General features: G+C 72.4%; 19 protein-coding genes. 17 read left to right on the forward strand and 2 right to left on the reverse strand.

Translation table 11 applies throughout. The features are described 5' to 3' along the window. Positions 1 to 39: 39 nt before the first annotated feature. The 3 genes from JAV76_RS06565 to JAV76_RS06575 all read left to right on the forward strand — a co-directional run bounded on the left by JAV76_RS06565 (position 40) and on the right by JAV76_RS06575 (position 2,198). Positions 40 to 666: a 50S ribosomal protein L25/general stress protein Ctc gene (locus tag JAV76_RS06565; protein WP_198733225.1), complete on the forward strand. Its 627-nt coding sequence runs from the start codon at positions 40 to 42 to the stop codon at positions 664 to 666. A gap of 121 nt (positions 667 to 787) precedes the next feature. After that, positions 788 to 1,396 (forward strand): aminoacyl-tRNA hydrolase, encoded by a 609-nt coding sequence (gene pth, locus JAV76_RS06570; protein ID WP_198733226.1) that lies wholly within the window; start codon positions 788 to 790, stop codon positions 1,394 to 1,396. Positions 1,397 to 1,502: 106 nt separating this feature from the next. Continuing rightward, complete coding sequence (locus JAV76_RS06575) at positions 1,503 to 2,198, forward strand: hypothetical protein (protein WP_198733227.1); 696 nt, start codon at positions 1,503 to 1,505, stop codon at positions 2,196 to 2,198. A 24-nt stretch (positions 2,199 to 2,222) separates the two neighbouring features. On the opposite strand, the gene JAV76_RS06580 is transcribed toward JAV76_RS06575, so the two are convergent. Further along, on the reverse strand, positions 2,223 to 3,311 hold the full coding sequence (locus tag JAV76_RS06580; RefSeq protein ID WP_230401943.1) for a glycosyltransferase family 4 protein: 1,089 nt from the start codon (positions 3,309 to 3,311) through the stop codon (positions 2,223 to 2,225). Between the two features lie 219 nt (positions 3,312 to 3,530). Here JAV76_RS06580 and mfd point away from each other — a divergent pair, with 219 nt between their 5' ends. From mfd to eno, 8 genes are all read left to right on the forward strand, one after another. Further along, positions 3,531 to 7,196 (forward strand): transcription-repair coupling factor, encoded by a 3,666-nt coding sequence (gene mfd / locus JAV76_RS06585; protein WP_198733228.1) that lies wholly within the window; start codon positions 3,531 to 3,533, stop codon positions 7,194 to 7,196. Positions 7,197 to 7,332: 136 nt separating this feature from the next. After that, complete coding sequence (locus JAV76_RS06590; RefSeq protein ID WP_198733229.1) at positions 7,333 to 8,505, forward strand: NAD(P) transhydrogenase subunit alpha; 1,173 nt, start codon at positions 7,333 to 7,335, stop codon at positions 8,503 to 8,505. After that, the gene (locus tag JAV76_RS06595) at positions 8,502 to 8,840 is read left to right on the forward strand and encodes an NAD(P) transhydrogenase subunit alpha part 2 (RefSeq protein ID WP_198733230.1); all 339 of its coding nucleotides are present in this window, start codon (positions 8,502 to 8,504) and stop codon (positions 8,838 to 8,840) included. The genes JAV76_RS06590 and JAV76_RS06595 overlap by 4 nt, the downstream gene beginning before the upstream one ends. Continuing rightward, positions 8,837 to 10,267 carry an NAD(P)(+) transhydrogenase (Re/Si-specific) subunit beta gene (locus tag JAV76_RS06600; RefSeq protein ID WP_198733231.1) on the forward strand — a complete coding sequence of 477 codons (1,431 nt, stop codon included), beginning with the start codon at positions 8,837 to 8,839 and terminating at the stop codon, positions 10,265 to 10,267. Before JAV76_RS06595 ends, JAV76_RS06600 begins: the two co-directional genes overlap by 4 nt. Positions 10,268 to 10,289: 22 nt before the next feature. Further along, positions 10,290 to 11,150, forward strand: coding sequence for a formate/nitrite transporter family protein (locus JAV76_RS06605; protein WP_198733232.1), 861 nt, complete (start codon positions 10,290 to 10,292; stop codon positions 11,148 to 11,150). Positions 11,151 to 11,391: 241 nt separating this feature from the next. Further along, a complete protein-coding gene (locus JAV76_RS06610) occupies positions 11,392 to 13,263 on the forward strand; it encodes a carbohydrate binding domain-containing protein (RefSeq protein WP_198733233.1) in 1,872 nt (623 codons plus the stop codon). 67 nt (positions 13,264 to 13,330) lie between these two features. Continuing rightward, on the forward strand, positions 13,331 to 14,017 hold the full coding sequence (locus JAV76_RS06615) for a nucleoside triphosphate pyrophosphohydrolase (RefSeq protein WP_198733234.1): 687 nt from the start codon (positions 13,331 to 13,333) through the stop codon (positions 14,015 to 14,017). A gap of 63 nt (positions 14,018 to 14,080) precedes the next feature. Beyond that, complete coding sequence (gene eno, locus JAV76_RS06620; protein WP_198733235.1) at positions 14,081 to 15,361, forward strand: phosphopyruvate hydratase; 1,281 nt, start codon at positions 14,081 to 14,083, stop codon at positions 15,359 to 15,361. Between the two features lie 165 nt (positions 15,362 to 15,526). Here eno and JAV76_RS06625 read toward each other — a convergent pair whose 3' ends face one another. Beyond that, positions 15,527 to 15,880 carry a hypothetical protein gene (locus JAV76_RS06625; protein WP_198733236.1) on the reverse strand — a complete coding sequence of 118 codons (354 nt, stop codon included), beginning with the start codon at positions 15,878 to 15,880 and terminating at the stop codon, positions 15,527 to 15,529. Positions 15,881 to 15,998: 118 nt separating this feature from the next. Between JAV76_RS06625 and JAV76_RS06630 the strand changes: the two genes are divergently transcribed. The 6 genes from JAV76_RS06630 (at position 15,999) to JAV76_RS06655 (ending at position 21,185) form a co-directional block, all read left to right on the forward strand. After that, positions 15,999 to 16,376 (forward strand): FtsB family cell division protein, encoded by a 378-nt coding sequence (locus tag JAV76_RS06630; protein WP_198733237.1) that lies wholly within the window; start codon positions 15,999 to 16,001, stop codon positions 16,374 to 16,376. Positions 16,377 to 16,428: 52 nt separating this feature from the next. Then, a complete protein-coding gene (locus JAV76_RS06635; protein ID WP_198733238.1) occupies positions 16,429 to 16,944 on the forward strand; it encodes a DUF501 domain-containing protein in 516 nt (171 codons plus the stop codon). Between the two features lie 32 nt (positions 16,945 to 16,976). Beyond that, positions 16,977 to 17,972, forward strand: a complete 996-nt coding sequence (locus JAV76_RS06640; protein ID WP_198733239.1) for a Ppx/GppA phosphatase family protein — start codon at positions 16,977 to 16,979, stop codon at positions 17,970 to 17,972. A 140-nt stretch (positions 17,973 to 18,112) separates the two neighbouring features. Next, complete coding sequence (locus JAV76_RS06645; protein WP_198733240.1) at positions 18,113 to 18,445, forward strand: PadR family transcriptional regulator; 333 nt, start codon at positions 18,113 to 18,115, stop codon at positions 18,443 to 18,445. Beyond that, a complete protein-coding gene (locus JAV76_RS06650) occupies positions 18,442 to 19,512 on the forward strand; it encodes an HAAS signaling domain-containing protein (protein WP_198733241.1) in 1,071 nt (356 codons plus the stop codon). The genes JAV76_RS06645 and JAV76_RS06650 overlap by 4 nt, the downstream gene beginning before the upstream one ends. Before the next feature lie 110 nt (positions 19,513 to 19,622). After that, positions 19,623 to 21,185 (forward strand): NAD(P)/FAD-dependent oxidoreductase, encoded by a 1,563-nt coding sequence (locus JAV76_RS06655; RefSeq protein ID WP_230401944.1) that lies wholly within the window; start codon positions 19,623 to 19,625, stop codon positions 21,183 to 21,185. The last annotated feature ends 71 nt before the right edge of the window (positions 21,186 to 21,256 follow it).

Here is a 21,256-nt window from a genome sequence, read left to right on the forward strand (position 1 = left end):
CCACTGGCTGCCGGCCCATCAACATCCCTGGAGTTCCACGTGTCTGAGATCAAGCTCGCCGCCGAGGCCCGCACCGAGTTCGGCAAGGGCGCCGCCCGCCGCATCCGCCGCAACGACCAGATCCCCGCCGTCCTCTACGGGCACGGCACCGCGCCGCTGCACGTGACGCTGCCGGGTCACGAGACGATGCTCGCGCTCAAGCACGCGAACGCGCTCTTCCGCATCGACCTCGACGAGACCTCCGAGCTCGCGATCGTCAAGGACGTCCAGCGTGACCCGGTCAAGAACGTCATCGAGCACGTCGACCTCCTCATCGTGAAGACCGGCGAGAAGGTCAGCGTCGAGATCGCCGTGAACGTCGTCGGCGAGTCCGCCCCCGGCACCATCCACATCGTCGAGAACCAGACGCTGTCCATCGAGGCCGAGGCGACGCACCTCCCCGAGTCGATCGACGTGTCCATCGCGGGCCTGCCCGCCGGGTCGTACGTCCGTGCCGGTGACGTCGCGCTCCCCGAGGGCTCCGTCCTCGAGGGCGACGCCGAGCAGACGATCGTGTCGATCACCACGCCGCAGGACAACTCCGCGGACGACGCGGCTGCCGCCGAGGTCGCCGCAGGGCAGTCCGCCGCCGCTGCTGCCGCCGCGGACACCGCAGCCGGCCTCTGACGCCACGCGCCGCCGCCCTGTGCGGCGGTCGGAGCCCGCTCCAGGAGCGCCCGGTACCGTATGGTGCCGGGCGCTCCGGCGTTCCCGAGCGCCCCAGACCCAGACAAGGACCTGACCTCCCATGACCGATCAGCTGTGGCTCGTCGTCGGCCTCGGCAACCCCGGCCCCCAGTACGCCGGGAACCGCCACAACGTGGGCCACATGGTGCTCGACGTGCTCGCCGGACGGACCGGCGCACGGTTCAGCACCCACCGTTCGCGGGCCGCCGTCGCCGAGGCGCGGCTCGGTGTCCTGCCCGGAGGCGTCCCCGGGCCCCGGGTCGTCCTCGCCAAGCCGAGCACCTACATGAACACCTCCGGTGGGCCCGTCGCCGGGCTCGCCCAGTACTTCCAGGTGGCGCCCGACCACGTGCTCGTCGTCCACGACGAGGTCGACATCCCCTTCGGTGACGTCCGGTGCAAGTCCGGGGGCGGCGAGGGCGGTCACAACGGCCTGCGTGACATCACCAAGTCGCTCGGCACCCGGGACTACGTGCGTGTCCGCGCCGGGGTCGGGCGTCCTCCTGGTCGCATGGAGACCGCCGACCACGTCCTGCGGGACTTCTCGGGGAGCGAGCGCAAGGAGCTCCCGTTCCTCCTGGACGATGCGGCCGACGCCACGGAGATGATCCTCACCGAGGGTCTGCTGGCAGCGCAGGGCAGGTTCCACGCCCCGCGGGACGGTCGCTGAGAGGGCTCGTCCCGCCGCCGCGGGAGAGGTGCATGCGCGTCCCACCTGCGGTGACACGTCCCCGGGGGTGCCGCAGGGGCGCCATGTAGCGCTACGCTCTGGCGTCATGGGGGAGGGCGGCGCCCGGACGGCGCACAGCAGCGGACCGGGCTCCGTCGTGCCCTCGGGGCGCGACGGCGAGGTCGTCGTCGAGGTGGAGCGGCCCGGGTCACCCGTGCTGTTCGGCGTGTGCGCCATGGCGGTCGCCGCGGCGGCCGTCGCTCTCCACGTCGATCTCGTGTCCCTCCACTCCGCGGGGGTCCTGTACTACCGGTGGGGCGTGAGCAGCGTCGACGTCGAGGTGCTGGCTCTGGCCGCCTCCGTCCCGGCGCTCGTCGTCGCGGTGTGCGCCCTGCTCCCGCCGGCCGTGCGTCTGGTCCGTCCCACCTGGGCCCGCGTGGCGCTCGGGACGTTGTGCGCCGTGCTGGTGACCGCCGGCGCGTTCGCGGCGGGTGGTCTTGCCATGTACACGGCGGTCGTCCAGGGACGGGACATGGTCCTCATCGCGTCGCCCGACGAGGACCGCACCCTTCTCGTGCACAACCGGTCGGTCCTGCACGCCGGACGCCACGACCTGTACGAGGGGGTCGGTGGCGGGCGGTTCGAGTCGCGCGCCACCCTGCGCACCGCCGACGGGTACGACCCGTTCATGCGGCGCGACTACACGATCGACTGGCACGACGGCTCGGCGACCCTCGCCTACCGCGACGACGCGGGGTGGCACGAGGAGGAGGTCGCTCTCGCGTCGCCGCTGGTGCCGTGACCCGCGGGCCGCGGGCCGGTGGTCTCAGCGCACGGAGCGCCAGATCTTCGCGTGCTCCAGGGCGCTGCGCTCCCACGTGAACCATCGGGCGCGTCGCCGTGCCCGGACCACCATGCGGTCGACGGCCGGGTCGCCGCTCGTCGCGAACACGACGCCCTCGGCCAGACCCCGTGCCGTGGGTGCCACGAGGATCCCGGTGTCACCGACGATCTCGGGCAGGGCGCCCGTCGCGGCGGCGACCACGGGTGTGCGGGCGGCCATGGCCTCGAGCGCCGGGAGCCCGAACCCCTCGTGGAGCGACGGGACGACGACGGCGAGCGCCCCGGCGACCAGTCCCGGGACCGACGCCGGTGGGACGCGCCCGGCGAGCAGCGTCCCGGGCATGCCGGCGAAGAGCCGTGTGCGCTCGGGGTGACCCTGGCCGGTGAGGACGAGGCCGAGGTCGGGTCGTGCGGACCGGATCGCGGGCCACGCCTCGGCGAGGGCGGCGAGGTTCTTGCGCTGCGACGCACCGCCGGCGTGGAGCACGTAGGGTCCGGTGACGCCGAGCGACGCGACGTACGCGGAGGGCACGCGGTCGGCGTCGAAGAACTGCTGACCGACCCCGTGACGGACGACGTGGGGTTCGTCGATGCCGAAGAGCTCGGCGACCTCGTGGGCGGTGTACCGGGAGACGCAGATGACGGCGGCCGCGCGTCGGACCTCCTCGGTGGCGGCGCGGACCGGGGCGCCCTCGTCGGGGAACTGCCAGGGGGCGACGTCGTGGATGGTGAGCACCTCGCGGTGCGGGGCCGGGGGGAGCCTGAGGTCGGTGCGGTGCACGACGGCGTCGTGCGGGTAGAGGGAGAGGCCGGCCATGGCGCGGGACCGGGGCGACGCGCGGGTGAGGTAGCCGAGGGGGAGCCGCGCGGTCCCGGCGAGCGTGGACCGGAGACCGCGCACGACGGTGCGCTCCACGGTCCACGGGTCGTGGAGCCCGGGGGCGGCCGCGCGCAGGGCGTCCTGCGCGCGGGCCGCGATCTCGCCCTCGTACGTCTGGGCGCCGCGCGGCACGTCGACGGCGACGGTGGCCAGGACGAGGCGCGACGAGGGGACGAGGGACGGTGAGGGCAAAGGACCACCAGCTCCAGGTCGACCGGACCGTCGGGGGCTCGACGTGATGCCCATCATGCCGGACGCGGTGCCAGGAGGCCCGGGGAACGGGCGCGGGCGGGTGCGGGGCGTCGTACGCTTGGCTGGACGCCTGGGTCTGCCCGACCCGGGCCTCTTCGCGTGCCCGGCTGTCGTCCGCCCGGCGCGTGGAGCACCTCGACCGTCGAACCAGAGGACACCATGAATCTCACGGGAATCCTGTCGGCGCTGCTCGCCGACCCGGCTGCTGCGGAGGCCGTCGACCGCGTCCGGTCCCGGGGCTTCCTCGACGTCGTGGGGCCGGCCGGCGCGCGGCCGCCGCTCCTCGCGGCGATGGCCGGGTCGCGGGCGGGCGACGGGGCGGTGCCCGGCACGGCGGCGGGGTCCCGTCCGCTCGTCGTGGTCACGGCGACCGGGCGCGAGGCGGACGACCTCGCCGCGGCGCTGCGCTGCTACCTGCCGTACGACGACGTGGCGGTCCTCCCGGCGTGGGAGACGCTGCCGCACGAGCGGCTCTCGCCGCGCTCCGACACGGTGGCCCGACGGATCGCGGTCTTCCGTCGGCTCGCCCACCCCTCCGCTGACGGGGGGATGACCGGCGAGATCCGCGTGCTCGTCATGCCGGTCCGGGCGATGCTGCAGCCCGTGGTGGACGGTCTCGGGGACCTCGAGCCGGTACGCCTCGAGGTGCGGGACCGCGCGGACCTCACGACGGTCGCGGACCGTCTCGCCGCTGCGGCGTACGCGCGTGTCGACATGGTCGAGCGCCGAGGTGAGTACGCCGTGCGCGGCGGGATCCTCGACGTCTTCCCGCCCACGGAGGACCACCCGCTGCGCGTGGAGTTCTGGGGCGAGGAGGTCGAGGAGATCCGGTGGTTCGCCGTCGCGGACCAGCGCAGCCTCGAGATCGCCGATCACGGCGTGTGGGCGCCGCCGTGCCGGGAGATGCTCCTCACCGACGAGGTGCGCGACCGGGCTGCGGCGCTCGTGGAACAGCTGCCGGGTGCTCAGGAGATGCTCGACAAGATGGCCGCGGGCATCGCGGTCGAGGGCATGGAGTCGCTCGCGCCGGCCCTCGTCGACGCGATGGTCCCGGTGCTGGACCTGGTGCCGGACGACGCGCTCGTCGTCCTGAACGACCCGGAGAAGGTGCGCCGACGCGCCCACGACCTCGTCGCCACCACCGAGGAGTTCCTCGCCGCGGCCTGGACGTCCGCCGCGGCGGGCGGTGCGACGCCGATCGACCTCAGCGCGGCGTCGTTCGCGACCATCGAGGAGGTGCGGGACCACGCGGCCCGCCGCGGCCTCGGGTGGTGGACCCTGAGCCACTTCGGGCTCGACGACCCCTCCACGCCGGACAGCGGCGCGGAGGACGGGACGGCCCCGGGCGTGTCGGGGCACGACCTGGCCGACGTGGACGTCCTGCGCCTCGGCGCACGGGACGTCGAGAGCTACCGGGGCGACGTCCAGCGGGCCCTCGACGACGTCCGTGGTCTCCAGCTCGCCGGGTGGCGTCTCGTGCTCACCACCGAGGGTCACGGGCCGGCGAAGCGCATGGTCGAGCAGCTGGGCGCGGCGGAGACCGCGGCCCGCCTCGTGGGCGAGATCCCCGGCGAGCCCGAGGGTGGCGTCGTCCTCGTGACGCCCGCCCCGGTGGGCCCCGGGTTCGTCGCGCCGGAGCTGCGGCTCGCCGTGTTCTCCGAGTCGGACCTCACCGGGCGTGCCGGGTCGTCGACGCGCGAGATGCGCAAGATGCCCTCGAAGCGGCGCAACGTCGTCGACCCCCTCCAGCTGCGGGCCGGTGACTTCGTCGTGCACGAGCAGCACGGGGTGGGACGGTTCGTCGAGCTCGTCCAGCGCACCCTCGGCGCGGGGTCCGGTGCCGCAACCCGCGAGTACCTCGTCATCGAGTACGCGAGCTCGCGCAAGGGCCAGCCCGGCGACCGCCTGTTCTGCCCCACCGACCAGCTGGACCAGGTGACCAAGTACACCGGGGGCGAGTCGCCGTCGCTGAACAAGATGGGCGGTGCCGACTGGGCGAAGACCAAGGGGCGCGCCAAGAAGGCCATCAAGGAGATCGCGGGCGAGCTCATCCGCCTGTACTCGGCGCGCATGGCGACCAAGGGGCACGCGTTCGGCCCCGACACCCCGTGGCAGCGCGAGCTCGAGGACGCGTTCGCGTACGTGGAGACGCCCGACCAGCTGGCGACCATCGACGAGGTCAAGGGCGACATGGAGAAGACCGTCCCCATGGACCGCCTGGTGTGCGGCGACGTGGGCTACGGCAAGACGGAGATCGCGGTGCGGGCCGCGTTCAAGGCGGTGCAGGACGGCAAGCAGGTCGCGGTGCTCGTCCCCACGACCCTCCTCGTCCAGCAGCACTTCGACACGTTCTCCGAGCGGTACGCCGGGTTCCCCGTGGTGGTCAAGGGCCTGTCCCGCTTCCAGACGGACGCGGAGGCCAAGGAGGTCGTCGAGGGGCTCGCGGACGGCTCCGTCGACGTGGTCATCGGCACCCACCGTCTGCTGTCGGGGTCCATCCGGTTCAAGGACCTCGGGCTCGTCGTCGTCGACGAGGAGCAGCGCTTCGGGGTGGAGCACAAGGAGACGCTCAAGCAGCTGCGCACCAACGTCGACGTGCTCGCCATGAGCGCCACGCCCATCCCGCGCACCCTGGAGATGGCCGTCACGGGTATCCGGGAGATGTCGACGCTCGCGACCCCGCCGGAGGAGCGCCACCCCGTCCTGACGTACGTGGGCGCCTACGAGGAGAAGCAGATCTCGGCGGCGATCCGCCGCGAGCTGCTCCGCGAGGGCCAGGTGTTCTACGTCCACAACAAGGTCGAGTCGATCGACCGGACGGCCGCACGCCTCGCGGAGCTCGTCCCGGAGGCCCGTGTGCAGGTGGCGCACGGCAAGATGGGTGAGCACCAGCTGGAGCGCGTCATTATGGACTTCTGGGAGAAGAAGTTCGACGTGCTCGTGTGCACCACGATCATCGAGACGGGGCTGGACATCTCCAACGCCAACACCCTCATCCTCGAGCGGGCGGACATGCTGGGCCTGTCCCAGCTGCACCAGCTCCGCGGCCGGGTGGGGCGTGGTCGGGACCGGGCGTACGCGTACTTCCTGTACCCCGCGGAGCGGCCGCTCACGGAGACGGCGCACGACCGTCTGGCGACCATCGCGGCGAACACGGACCTCGGGTCCGGCATGCAGGTGGCCATGAAGGACCTCGAGATCCGCGGCGCGGGGAACCTCCTCGGCGGCGAGCAGTCCGGGCACATCGCGGGGGTGGGCTTCGACCTCTACGTGCGCATGGTGGGCGAGGCCGTGGCGTCCTTCCGTGGGGAGAAGGAGGAGGAAGCCCCGGAGGTCACCATCGAGCTCCCCGTGGACGCCCACCTGCCCCACGAGTACGTCGCCCACGAGCGCCTGCGCCTCGAGGCGTACCGGAAGATCGCGGCGGCGCAGACGGCGGCGGACCTCGACGACATCCGCGCCGAGCTCGTCGACCGCTACGGTCCGGTCCCGGAACCGGTGGCCGCGCTGTTCGACGTGGCGGCGTTCCGCAACCACGTGCGCGCCGCAGGCCTGTCCGACGTCACCGCGCAGGGCAAGTTCGTGCGGTTCGCGCCCGTCGAGCTCGCGGAGTCCGCGCAGCTGCGCCTCAAGCGCCTCTACCCGGGGACGGTCCTCAAGCCCGCGGTGCGCACCATCCTCGTCCCGTTCCCGACGACGGCCCGCATCGGGGGACGTCCGCTGCGCGGTGCGGAGGTCCTCGCGTGGGCGACGGAGCTCGTGGACGCCGTCATCAAGGGCGACGTGTCGGCAGCTGTGGGGGTCGGGACGGCGTCCCGGCGCTGACGGGTCCTGGTCCCGGTCCCGGGGGCCCAAGGTCCTGGGCTCGTGAGTGTCTTCCGGGGCACCATGGGCACGTGACCTGCCCGACGAGGGGACCTGAGACGTGAGTGGAACAGCTGACCCGGCCGTGACGGTCGGCGTGCTTGCCGAGGCAGACCTGGGGGAGCGCAGGGTCGCCCTCGTCCCCGAGATGGTGACGAGGCTGGTCGACGCCGGTCACCGCGTCGTCGTCCAGTGGGGCGCCGGTGCGGGTGCGCACCTGCCCGACGGCGAGTTCGTCGCGGCCGGTGCCGAGGTCGTCTCCTCGAGCGACGTGCTCGCCGCCGCCGACGTCCTGCTCGCCGTGAACCGGCCACCGGCCGCGGTCCTCGCCGCGCTCCGGGAAGGGACCGTTCTCCTCGGGCTGCTCGGAGCGCGCGGGGACCGCACCGAGCTCGACGCGCTCGCCCGGCGTGGCGTGCACGTCCTGAGCCTCGACCTGCTGCCCCGCACCCTGTCCCGCGCGCAGACCATGGACGCGCTCACCTCGCAGGCGTCCATCGCCGGGTACCGGGCGGCGATCGTGGCCGCGGAGGCCTACCAGCGGTACTTCCCGATGATGATCACGGCCGCGGGCACCGCCCGTCCTGCGAAGGTCCTCGTCCTCGGAGCGGGCGTCGCCGGGCTCCAGGCCATCGGGACGGCGCGTCGGCTCGGTGCCCAGGTGTTCGGGTACGACGTGCGGCCCGCGGCCCGCGAGGAGGTCACGTCGCTCGGTGCCCAGTTCCTCAGCACCCCGCTCGACGCGGAGCTCGCCGCCGCCCAGGCGGAGGCGAGCGCGGCAGGTGCCGCGGAGGGCGGCTACGCCCGCGCGCTCACCCCGGAGGAGTCGGCGCGGCAGCAGGCCGAGCTCGCCGAGCAGGTCGCAGGCTTCGACGCCGTCATCACCACCGCCCAGGTCCCCGGAGGACGCCCGCCCGTGCTCGTCACCGCGGCGACCGTCGCCGCGATGCGCCGCGGCTCGGTGGTCGTGGACCTCGCGTCCGGCCCCTCCGGCGGCAACGTCGAGGGGTCGGTGGCGGGGGAGCGGACGCTCACCGAGTCGGGGGTGACCCTGATCGGGGCGCCGAACCTGCCCGGTGACATGGCCGCGGCGTCCTCCGCCGCATACGCGCGGAACGTGGTGGCGGTGCTCGGCGCCGTCGTGAGCGACGGCGCCCTCGCGCTGGATCCCGACGACGAGGTCGTCGGTGCGCTGCTCGTGACCGTCGACGGGGCGACGGACGACATCGCGGACGAGACCGCGGACGACTCCATGGAGGTGAACGCATGAGCCCCGAGCTCCTGAGCAACCTCGGGTTGTTCGTCCTCGCGCTGCTCGTCGGCTTCGAGGTCATCAGCAAGATCCCCGCCACGCTGCACACCCCGATGATGTCGGGTGCGAACTCGATCCACGGCGTCGTCCTCGTCGGCGCGGTCCTCCTCGCCGGCGTCGCGGACAGCCCCGCCGGGTACGTCCTCACCTTCCTCGCAGCGGCGTTCGCCGCGATGAACGTCGTCGGCGGCTACGTCGTCACCGACCGGATGCTCGGCATGTTCCGGGCGAAGGCCCCCGCGCGGCCCGCAGCGGCCGGCGACGGGCAGCAGACCTCGGAGGTCGCACGATGAGCACCACCGCAGCCCTCGTCGGGCTCGTCTACCTCGTGGCCGCGACGACGTTCGTCCTCGGCCTGCACCTCATGCGCTCGCCGGCGACGGCGCGCCGGGGGAACCTCCTGTCCGCGGCCGGGATGACGGCGGCTGTCGTCGCGAGCGTGCCTCTCCTCCTCGACCACACGAGCGAGATCGGCGGGAAGGTGCTCGTCGGTGCGGTCGTCGCCCTGGTCGCGGGGACGGTCGTCGGCGGTGCCGCCGGGTTCGTCAGCGCCCGCCGCGTGAAGATGACGGCCATGCCGCAGCTCGTGTCCGTGTTCAACGCGGTCGGCGGCGGGGCCGCCGCCCTCGTCGGCGCGGTGGAGTTCGCGCGGGCCGTCACCGAGTCGCGGGCCACCGCCGGGTTCGCGGTCCCCGTGGTGCTCGACGTCATCATCGGGTCGGTGACGTTCTCCGGCTCGATCATCGCCGCGGGCAAGCTCCAGGGCCTCGTGTCGGGCGCACCGGTGTCCTTCCCCGGGTCGCGCGCCCTGACGATGCTCAGCACCGTGGTGGCGCTGGGCGTCGGTGTCTGGGTCGTCGTGACCCCGAGCACGTGGCTCCTCGTCGTGGTCGTCGTCGCGTCCCTCGTCTTCGGGGTGCTCATGACGCTCCCGATCGGCGGGGCGGACATGCCGGTGGTCATCTCGCTGCTCAACGCGTTCACCGGGCTCGCGGTCGCGATGGCCGGGTTCGTCGTCGACAACGAGATCATGATCATCGCCGGTGCCCTCGTCGGGGCCAGCGGTGCGATCCTCACCCAGCAGATGGCCGACGCCATGAACCGGTCCGTCCTGTCGATCATGGTCGGCGGGTTCGGCACCGGTGATGCCGCGGGCGACGCGGCCGCGGGCGCCGGCGGCCAGCAGTCGGTGCGGCGCATGGACGCCGACGACGTCGCGATCCAGCTCGCCTACGCCCAGAAGGTCGTCGTGGTCCCCGGGTACGGCCTCGCCGCAGCCCAGGCGCAGCGCGAGATGGGCGAGCTCGGCTCGCTCCTCGCGTCGCGCGGGATCACCGTCTACTACGCCATCCACCCGGTGGCGGGACGCATGCCGGGCCACATGAACGTGCTCCTCGCGGAGGCCGACGTCCCGTACACCCAGCTCAAGGAGATGGACGAGGTCAACCCGGAGTTCGCCACGGCGGACGTCGCCCTCGTGGTCGGGGCGAACGACGTCACCAACCCGGCCGCCCGCCGCCCGGGGAACGCCATCTCGGGCATGCCCATCCTCGACGTCGACCACGCCCGGTCCATCGTCGTCATCAAGCGGTCCCTCGGTCACGGGTACGCAGGGCTCGACAACGAGCTGTACACGGACCCCAAGGCCGGGATGCTCTTCGCCGACGCCAAGAAGGGGCTCACCGAGCTCCTCGCCGCAGTGAAGACCACCGTGGGCTGAGCAGCGTGGAAGCATAGGGCTCATGTCGTCCGACCCCCAGCAGCTGTTCCCCGGGAAGCTCTTCATCAGCACCATCCTCGAGGCCCTCGAGACGAAGACGGCGCTCTCCGGGCGGCTCGTCCAGCGGTACCTGCAGCGCGCCGCCATGGCGGGGATCGTCATCGGGGTGCTCTACGCGAGCAACTTCGCGGTGGTCGCGGCGTTCGACGCGGTGGACATCGGCCCGGGGAGCCTGCGGTCGCTCGGGCGCATCGCGGGGGCGCTGCTGTTCGGGTGGGCGCTCGTCTTCATCTACTACACGAAGTCCGAGCTCCTCACGTCGAACATGATGATCGTGTCCATCGGGGCGTACCACCGGCGGACGTCGTGGAGCAAGGCGCTGCGGCTGCTCGGCCTGTGCCTCGCCGGGAACTTCCTCGGCGGCGCTCTCGTCGCGCTGCTCCTGCGGTTCAGCACCCTCACCGACGGTGCGGCGGGCACGGAGATGACGGCGGCCGTGGACCACAAGCTGTCCTACATCACGGACGGCGCGGCCGGCATGGGTGACCTGCTCGTCCGCGCGATCCTGTGCAACTTCCTCATCAACATGGCGATGCTCCTCGTCTACAACGGGCTCATCAAGGACGACCTCACCAAGAGCCTCGCCATGATCGTCGCGGTCTTCATCTTCGCGTTCCTCGGGCTGGAGCACTCCGTGGCGAACACCGTGCTCTTCACGATCGTGGGGTTCGGTGAGGGGATCGACGTGGGGCTCGCCGCCGCGAACGTGGGCATAGCGCTGGTCGGCAACTTCCTCGGAGGAGGGGTCCTCATCGGCTTCTACTACGCGTACCTCAACGACGACGTGCGGTACCTCGCACGCCGGAGCCCGCTCGACGACTGATCGCCCACGACGGCGCTCACCGTTGCAGGTTCGGGGGTTCCGGCGGGTCGAGAACGCCCTGACCAGGACCTCTCCTCGCAACGTTTTGCAGATCTTGCCAGACCGTTGCACCGCGTCTGGATCGGGTACTAACGTCCAGGTCTGTCGCCCTTGCGACGGTGCCACGACGAGGTGGCACCGCGACACGAGGCCCCCGCCCCGGCGAGGACCTCCGGCGCAGACCACCCCACGGAGGAACTCGATGACGAGACAGCCCGCCCGAACCCCGCGCCCGCACGGCGCACCCCGCCCACCCGTGACCGGACGTCGACCGTTCGTCCGGTCGGTCGCGCTCCTCGCCGCGAGCGCGCTCGCGGCGGCCGGGCTCGCGACCGCCGGGGTCGCCGCACCAGCCACGGCCACGGCGACGGCCGCGGCTCCGACGGTCCAGTCCGCCGTCGTCGGCCGGCCGACGGTGCCCACCGCACCACCCGCGGTCCCCGGCAGGGGCAGGACCGCGGTGGTCCTGTTCCAGTGGACGTGGAATTCCATCGCCCGCGAGTGCACGAGCACCCTCGGCCCCGCCGGCTATGCCTACGTCCAGACCTCGCCGCCGCAGGAGCACGTGCGCGGCCCCCAGTGGTGGACGTCCTACCAGCCCGTGAGCTACCGGATCGAGTCCAAGCTCGGCACGCGCGCCGAGTACCGGGCCATGGTCCAGGCGTGCAACGCCGCCGGGGTGCGCGTCATCGCCGACGCGGTCGTCAACCACATGAGCGGGCAGTCCGCCGGGGGCACGGGCTGGGCCGGGACCCGGTTCCAGCACTACGCCTACCCGGGCCCGGAGGGTGGGTACGGTCCGCAGGACTTCAACGCCTGCCGCCGGGACATCGCGAACTACGGCGACCGGTGGGAGGTGCAGAGCTGCAACCTCGTCAACCTCGCCGACCTCGACACGGGGTCGAGCTACGTGCGCGACGAGATCGCCGCGTACCTGAACGACCTCATCGGCCTCGGGGTCTCGGGCTTCCGCATCGACGCGGCCAAGCACATGCCCGCCGCCGACCTCGCGGCCATCAAGGGCCGGCTGGCGAACCCGAACATCTTCTGGGTCCACGAGGTCATCGGTTCCCCGGGCGAGCCCGTGCAGCCGTCCGAGTACCTGTCGAGCGGCGACTCCCACGAGTTCGGCTACGCCCGCACCCTGGCGAGCAGCTTCGACGGTCGCATCTCCTCGTTGCGCACCCTCGGATCGGGCCTCCTGCCCTCCGACCGGGCCGGTGTGTTCGTCGACAACCACGACACCGAACGTGACACGCACGGCACGATGAACCACACGTGGGGAGCGAAGTACAGGCTCGCGAACGTGCTCATGCTCGCCCACCCCTACGGCTGGCCGAGCGTGCACTCGGGCTACCGTTTCACCGACCGTGACGCGGGCGCGCCGCAGGAGGGCGACGGCGGGGTCCGCGACGCCGTGTGCGGCACCACGACAGGGACCTTCACGTGCGCGCACCGCTGGCCGGAGATCAAGAACATGGTGGGCTTCCGCACCAGCGTAGGTGACGTGCCGCTGACCGACTGGTGGGACGACGGCGGCAACCAGATCGCCTTCGGTCGCGGGGACCGCGGGTTCGTCGTCATCAACAACGGGGCGTCCTCGATGACGAGGACGCTCCAGACGTCGCTCGCCGCCGGAAGCTACTGCGACGTCGTCGCCGGCGACGGCTGCACCAGGACGGTCACGGTCGACGGGTCGGGCCGGACCACGGTGACCGTGCCCGCGTACGGCGCGCTCGCCCTGCACGTCGGCGCCCGTGCGGGCGGTGGGACCACCCCGCCTCCGGCGACCTCGACGACGGTCTACTACTCGACGACCGCCGGGTGGTCGGGCTACAACGTCCACTACCGGGTGGGCAGCGGGAGCTGGACGGCGGTGCCGGGCGTGGCGATGGCCCCCGCGTGCACCGGCTGGGTCTCACGGACGATCCCGACGTCCGGGGCGGCGGTCACCGCGGCGTTCACGGACGGCCGGGGCAGGTGGGACAACAACGGCGGGCGGGACTACACCCTGAGCGGGGCGACGGCCGCCGTGCGCGGCGGGACCGTGACGACCACCGACCCCTGCAGGTAGTCCTCCTCGTGCGGACGGGGGCGCGGTCGCGCGTGACCGTGCCCCCGTCCGCGGGCAGGATGGACCCATGACCGACCCCTTGCGCCACCTCGTCGACGTCATGGACCGCCTCCGTTCGCCCGGTGGCTGTCCGTGGGACGCGGACCAGACCCACGAGAGCCTCGTCCGTTACGCGCTCGAGGAGACGTACGAGCTCGTCGAGGCCGTCGAGACGGGCGACCGGGCGGGGATGCGCGAGGAGCTCGGCGACGTGCTCCTCCAGGTCGTGTTCAACGCCCGGGTGGCGAGCGAGCACCCGGACGAGCCCTTCGGCATCGACGAGGTGGCGTCCGACCTCGCCGCCAAGCTGGTCCGCCGTCACCCCCACGTGTTCGGCGACGACGAGTACGTGGACCACGAGACCCTCCGGGTGAGCTGGGACGCCATCAAGCGCGAGGAGAAGGGCCGCGCGTCGGTCCTCGAGGGCATCCCCCTCGCGCAGGGCGCGCTGTCCCGGGCCCAGAAGGTCGTGTCCCGCGCCGAGCGCCTCGAGGGTACCGCCGGTCCGGCGGTCCCGGAGCCGGTGGGGGACACGCCGGGGGCCGTCGCCGACGACCTGCTCGCCCTGGTCCGCCGCGCGCACGCCCTCGGGGTGGACGCCGAAGGTGCCCTCCGCGAGCGGGTGCGCGCCCTGGAGGCCGAGGTGCGGACGCTCGAGGCGGGGACGCGTCCGGAGGAGTCCCCGACGAGGGGTCCCATAGGCCAAACATCCTGAACCGGTCGGCCGGGTTCCCGTAGGCTGGGGCGGTAAACCCCGACGTCTTACCAAGGAGCAGATGTGGCCAGCATCGAAGTTGTGTACGCACGCGAGATCCTCGACTCGCGCGGCAACCCCACCGTCGAGGTCGAGGTCGTCCTCGACGACGGTTCGTCCGCCCGCGCGGGTGTGCCCTCCGGTGCGTCGACCGGTGCGTTCGAGGCCGTCGAGCGTCGTGACGGCGACAAGGCCCGGTACCTCGGCAAGGGCGTCCAGCAGGCCGTCGAGGCCGTCAACGAGCAGATCGCTCCCGAGATCATCGGCCTCGAGGCCGAGGAGCAGCGCGAGCTCGACGCCACGCTCATCGCCCTCGACGGCACGCCCAACAAGGGCAAGCACGGTGCCAACGCCATCCTCGGTGTCTCGCTCGCCGTCGCCCAGGCCGCCGCGGAGTCCGCGGGCCTCGAGCTCTTCCGCTACGTCGGCGGCCCCAACGCCCACGTCCTGCCCGTCCCGATGATGAACATCCTCAACGGTGGGTCGCACGCCGACTCCAACGTCGACATCCAGGAGTTCATGGTCGCCCCCATCGGCGCCACGACGTTCCGCGAGGCGCTGCGCACCGGTGCCGAGGTCTACCACTCCCTCAAGTCCGTCCTCAAGAGCGAGGGCCTGTCGACCGGCCTCGGCGACGAGGGCGGGTTCGCCCCGAACCTCTCGAGCAACCGCGCCGCGCTCGACCTCATCCTCGTCGCCATCGAGAAGGCCGGCTTCAAGCCCGGCGTCGACGTGGGCCTCGCGCTCGACGTCGCCGCGACCGAGTTCTTCAAGGACGGTGCCTACCAGTTCGAGGGCACCGCGAAGACGCCGGCCGAGATGGTCGCGTACTACCAGCAGCTCGTCGCGGACTACCCGCTCGTGTCCATCGAGGACCCGCTGAGCGAGGACGAGTGGGACAGCTGGGCCGACCTCGTCGCGACCACGGGCGACAAGGTGCAGATCGTCGGTGACGACCTCTTCGTCACCAACCCGGAGCGCCTCGCCAAGGGCATCAAGCTCCGCTCGGCCAACTCGCTCCTCGTCAAGCTCAACCAGATCGGGACGCTCACCGAGACCCTCGAGGCCGTCGAGCTCGCGCAGCGCAACGGCTTCACCGCCATGGTGTCGCACCGTTCCGGCGAGACCGAGGACACGACGATCGCGGACCTCTCCGTCGCGACGAACGCCGGCCAGATCAAGACCGGTGCACCCGCGCGCGGCGAGCGCATCAACAAGTACAACCAGCTCCTGCGCATCGAGGAGAGCCTCGGCGACTCCGCACGCTACGCCGGCGCGACGGCGTTCCCCCGCTGGAACGCATGACGTCCGTCCCCGTGAGGGGACGTGCGTGACGGCCTGACCGGCCCGCCCACGATGCCCGGGCCCCGCGAGGGGTGCCGGGCATCGTGGTGTCCGGGGACGATCTTGTGTGAGCCGTGTGTACGTCCGGCGAGTCGACGAGCGAGGGTCTCGGGGAGCAGGGGAGAATCACGTCGTGCCCCCGTCCTCGCGTCCTCCGGCCCCCCGCCCCTCGGGCGACGGTGCGGCTGCGCGCAAGAACCCCCGCACGGGCTCGGCCCCCCGCACCGGTTCGACCCCCCGCAGCGGGTCCAAGCCCGCCGCGCCCCGCCCCAGCCGTCCACGCCCCGACGCTTCTCGCGCGGACCAGGCCACGTCGTCGACCCAGAAGCAGTCGCCCCAGAGGCAGTCGAACCAGAAGCCGTCGGCCGCGAAGCCCGCGTCTCCCAGGCCCGCCCCCCCGAAGGTGACCCCCACGGGCAGGACGTCGGGCGGTCGGACGACGAGCACCGCACGGAAGCCGTCGGCGGGGCCGTCGTCCACCCGTCCGTCAGCGACGCGCGGCGCGGGCGCAGGCACCGCGCCGCGGGGGCGGCGACCGGCGGACCGCCCCCGCGGGTTCCTCCGCGTCCTCACGGTCCGGGCGGCCGTCCTGCTCCTCGTGACCCTCGTGGGGGTCGCCCTCGTCCTGCCCACCGCGGTCCAGTTCCTCAAGCAGAGGGCGGAGATCCGCGCGGACCGGGAGGAGGTCGCCGAGATGCGCGCGAGCAACGAGGAGATGGCGAACGAGCTGAGCCGGTGGGACGACGACCGGTACGTCGTCGCCCAGGCGCGCGAGCGCCTCACCTTCGTCTTCCCCGGCGAGACGCCCTTCCGGGTGATCGACCCCGAGGTCGTGCCCGTCGAGCCCGACGCCACCGCGGGTGCGCCCCTCGGCCCGGGAGCGGTGACCTCCGGCATCGAGGAGGACACGCCGTGGTTCGAGTCCGTCTGGCAGAGCGTGGAGATCGCGGGCAGCGGGCACGAACCCACGCCGTGACTCGGGGGACAATGGTCCACGAACCCCGCCCAGCAGCGATTGGACCGCGCACGTGACCGACCACGCCATCCTCCCCGACCCGCAGCGCGTCACGGACCGCGACCTCGAGGTGCTCGCCGAGCAGCTCGGCAGGGTGCCGCGCGGCGTCGTCGGGATCGGCGCCAGGTGCGTCTGCGGCCGCCCCCTCGTCGTGCGCACCGCGCCGCGCCTCGACGACGGGACGCCCTTCCCGACGACGTACTACCTCACCAGCCCCGGTGCCGTCGCCGCGGCCAGCACGCTCGAGGCGAACGGTGTGATGCGGACCATGTCGCAGCGCCTGCTCGAGGACGACGAGCTCGCCGCCGCGTACGCGCGGGCCCACGAGCACTACCTCGCGCAGCGAGAGGAGCTCGGGCACGTCGAGGAGATCGACGGGATCTCCGCGGGCGGCATGCCCACCCGCGTCAAGTGCCTCCACGTGCTCGTCGGGCACGCGCTCGCCGCCGGGCGCGGGGTCAACCCGCTCGGCGACGAGGCGCTCGACCTCATCAGCGACACCTGGCGTCCCGACCGCTGCACCTGCTGACCGGGTGACGTGGGAGGTGGCAGGCTTGGCGCATGACCTCCCAGCCCGTCTCCCGCTCCGCAGCTTCTCCCGCACCCGGCTCCGTCCGCGTCGCCGCGATCGACTGCGGCACCAACTCGATCCGTCTCCTCGTGGCCGACGTCGACCCGGCGACGGGCACGCTCGTCGATCTCGACAGGCGCATGGAGGTCGTCCGCCTCGGCCAGGGGGTCGACCGCACGGGGCGTCTCGCGCCGGAGGCCCTGGCGCGGACGCTCGACGCCACCGCACGCTACGCGAAGGTGTGCCGGGAGCTGGGTGTGCAGCGGACCCGGTTCGTCGCGACGTCGGCGTCCAGGGACGCCGAGAACCGTGAGGACTTCGTGGACGGTGTCGTCGCGGCGCTCGGGGTCGAGCCCGAGGTGGTCTCCGGCGACGAGGAGGCGGCGCTGTCCTTCCGTGGTGCGACGAGCGTCCTCGGGGGCGATCACCCGGCCCCGTACCTCGTGGTCGACCTCGGTGGTGGGTCCACCGAGCTCGTCCTCGGCCGAGAGGCACCTGAGGCAGCCCGCTCGACGGACGTCGGGTGCGTTCGCATGACCGAGCGGCACCTCGTGAGCGATCCGCCGACGGCGGAGGAGGTCGCCGCGGCCCGCGCGGACGTGCGGGCCGCTCTCGACGAGGCGGCCCGGACGGTCCCGCTGGGGAGGACCGGGACGCTCGTCGGGCTCGCGGGGTCGGTCACGACGGTCACGGCCCACGTCCTCGGCCTGGAGCGCTACGACAGGGACCGGATCGACGGTGCGGTGCTGTCGGTGGACGACACGCTCGCGGCGTGCGAGGACCTGCTGGCGCGGACCCGCGAGGAGCGGGCCGCGCTCGGGTTCATGCACCCGGGTCGCGTGGACGTCATCGGTGCGGGGGCGCTCGTGTGGTCGGAGGTCGTGGCGCGCGTACGGGACGAGGTGGCGGCGTCCGGCGGTGCTCTCACCGACGTGGTGACGAGCGAGCACGACATCCTCGACGGCATCGCCTGGAGCCTCGTCTGACGTGACCCGACCCGCCGCTGTAGCGCGGTCTGGCCGGTAGTGCGCTTTACGGAGTACTGTGTGTCGTGCGACAGCGTTCCCTGCCGTCGCGCGGCGCCCAGGGGTGGGGCGCTGGTCGCCGCCGACCACCCGGAGGTCCCATGGACACCACCCAGCTGCTCAAGGGGGTCCTCGACGCCGCCGTGCTCGCCGTCCTCGACGACGCCGACGGGTACGGGTACGACGTGGTGCGCAGGCTGCGCGCCGCAGGGTTGGAGGGCGTGGGTGACGCCTCCGTCTACGGGACCCTCCGACGCCTCTACGCAGGCGGGTCCCTCACCACCTACGTGGTGCCCTCCGACGAGGGTCCGCACCGCAAGTACTACGGGATCAACGCGCACGGGCGGGCCACGCTCGAGACCCAGCGCGCCGAATGGCACGAGTTCTCGAGCGCGATGACCGCGCTCCTGCTGACCGAAGGAGAAGCGCGATGAGCGCCGCCGTCCTGCCCGACCACGTCTCCGCCTACGCGTCGGAGGTCCGCCGTCACCTCGCGGACCTCCCGCACGAGCACGTGGACGACCTCACCGACGGGCTGGAGGCCGACCTCACCGAGGCCGTCGCGGACGCCGCGGGCGCCGAGGGGGATGCTGCGGCCGTCGACCTCGCGGCGAGGTTCGGCCACCCCGAGGAGTACGCGGCCGAGCTCAGGGCGGCCGCAGGCCTGCCGGAGCGGCGCCCCGACGAGGCTGCTGGCCGTCCGACCGGTGGGCGTGTGCGCAGGTCCGTGCGGTCGATGATGGATGACGTCGAGTCCGCCGTCGAGGAGATGACCAACCAGGTCTGGTGGCCGTGGGTGCGGGACCTGGCGCTGGCGCTGCGGCCCGTGTGGTGGGTGGCGCGCGGGTGGGTCCTGTTCAACTGCGTCGCCGTCGTCCTCGGTCTCGGTGGCGGGCCGGTCCCGGTGGTCCTGCCGGCCGACCCGTTCGGTCTCCTCGTGCTCGTGGTCCTCGTGCTGACCAGCGTCCAGCTCGGGAGGGGGGAGTGGCGACTGCCGGCTCGTGCCCGATGGGTGATGGTCGTCGTGTCAGCCGTCGCCGCCGTCGTGCTCCTCCCGATGCTCGTCGCGGCAGGGTCCGCCCGGACCGACGTCCGTATCGAGGAGATCTACTCGCAGGCCTCTCCTGACGACGGCGTCTACCGCGACGGCGAGCCCGTCCGGAACCTCTTCGTCTACGACGCGGACGGCGAGCCCGTGGACGGTGCGCGGATCCTCGACGACGCGGGGCGCCCGGTGGAGGTCGAGCGTGGCGAGGGCTACGACCCGGAGACCGACGTGACCACGTACCTCGAACCGCGCCTCGACGCCTCGGGCCGTGAGGTGTGGAACGCCTACCCCCTGTGGTCGTGGACCAGTGACGAGGGGACGTGGGACGACGATCTCGGCATCGTCCGGCCCGAGGAGGGAGCAGCGCCTCCTGCGCTTCCCGTGCCGCGGCTCGCGCCCCTGCCCGCTCCCGACGTGGACGCCGGTGACGACTCGGGGGACGAGGCGCCCTGAGGGGCCCGCGAGGTGTCTCGGAAGGGCGCTGCCGAGGGCGATCGTCCGTGTGCCCGGGATCACCTCGGCCACGTTTCGCCGGACCAAAGGCCCGGTAATACGATGGAAGCATGCCTCAGACTGACCTGACCACGGATTCCCCTGTCCACGTTGACTCGGCGGCGTCCGGCGCGGCCGCCCCGTCGCGCCCCCGCAAGGTCCCGCGCATCGTCGTGCTCGGTGGCGGGTCCGTCGGGCTGTACGCCGCGAAGCGCCTCCGCAAGCGCCTCGGGCGCCGCGAGGCCGCGATCGTCGTGGTGGACCCCCGTCCCTACATGACGTACGCGCCGTTCCTCCCCGAGGTCTCCGCCGGCTCCATCTCGGACCGTGACGTCGTCGCGCCGCACCGGCGCGCGCTCAAGCACGTCGACACCCTCCAGGGTCGTGTCACGAACATCGAGCACGGTGCCCGCAAGATCGAGATCACGCCGGAGGAGGGGGACGCGTACGAGATCACGTACGACCACCTCATCGTCGGCCTCGGGTCCGTCGCCCGCACGCTGCCCATCCCCGGCCTCGCGGAGCAGGCGATCGGGTTCAAGAACGTCGAGGAGGCGGTCGCGGTCCGCAACCACATCCTCAACCGCATCAACCTCGCGAGCTCGACGTGGGACCCGGAGCTGCGCCGCAGGATGCTCACCTTCACGTTCGTCGGTGGTGGCTTCGCGGGCATCGAGGCCATGGCCGAGACCGAGGACATGGCACGCGCCGCCGTGAAGAACCTCCCCGGCGTCGACCAGTCCGACATCCGCTTCGTGATGATCGAGGGCACCGACCGCATCCTTCCCGAGCTCACGCTCGAGATGGCGAACTACGCGCTCGACGAGATGAAGAAGCGCGGCATCGAGTTCCACCTGTCGACGTTCCTCAGCTCCTGCGTCGACGGTCACGTCGTGACGTCCACGGGTGTCGAGTTCGACTCGGACACCATCGTGTGGACCGCCGGGGTCAAGGCGAACCCGGTGCTCGGCACGTCCGACCTCCCGCTCGACAAGATGGGCCGCCTCCAGGTCCTCGCGACCCTGCAGGTCGCGGACGACAACGGCACCGTGGTCCCAGACGCGTGGGGTGCCGGCGACTGCGCGGCCGTCCCCGACCTGTACAACCCGGGGAAGTTCTGCCCGCCGAACGCCCAGCACGCGATCCGCGAGGCCAAGGTCCTCGCGGACAACCTCTACGCGACGCTCCGCAGCGAGGACGTCGAGGAGTACAAGCACAAGAACCTCGGTACCGTCGCCTCGCTGGGTCTCCACAAGGGTGTCGCGATCCTCTTCGGGAAGATCAAGCTCAAGGGCTTCCCGGCGTGGCTCATGCACCGCATGTACCACGTGGCCGCCATGCCGACCGCGAGCCGCAAGATCCGTATCACCACCAACTGGATCGGGACGTGGCTTCTGCGCCGCGAGGTCGTCTCGCTCGGACCCATCCACGACCCGCGCGCCGAGTTCCGCGCCGCGTCCGCTGCGCCGCCGGCGAAGAAGGGCGAGGAGAAGAAGCCGGACGAGAAGAAGTCCGACGACTCCAAGTCCGACATGGACCGGGCGCCCGAGCACCCCACGGGCACCGACGAGGCACCCAAGGCCTCGGCCGTCATCCCGGGCGAGTCGCCCGACGACTCGGTCCAGCCGGGCTGACCTGCATCGCTCAGCGGGAGCGCACCGACACGGTGCGCTCCCGCTGTCGTTCCCGGAGGACATAGGGTCTG

It is taken from the genome of Sanguibacter suaedae (genome assembly GCF_016342785.1).
Classification (GTDB): domain Bacteria; phylum Actinomycetota; class Actinomycetes; order Actinomycetales; family Cellulomonadaceae; genus Sanguibacter; species Sanguibacter suaedae.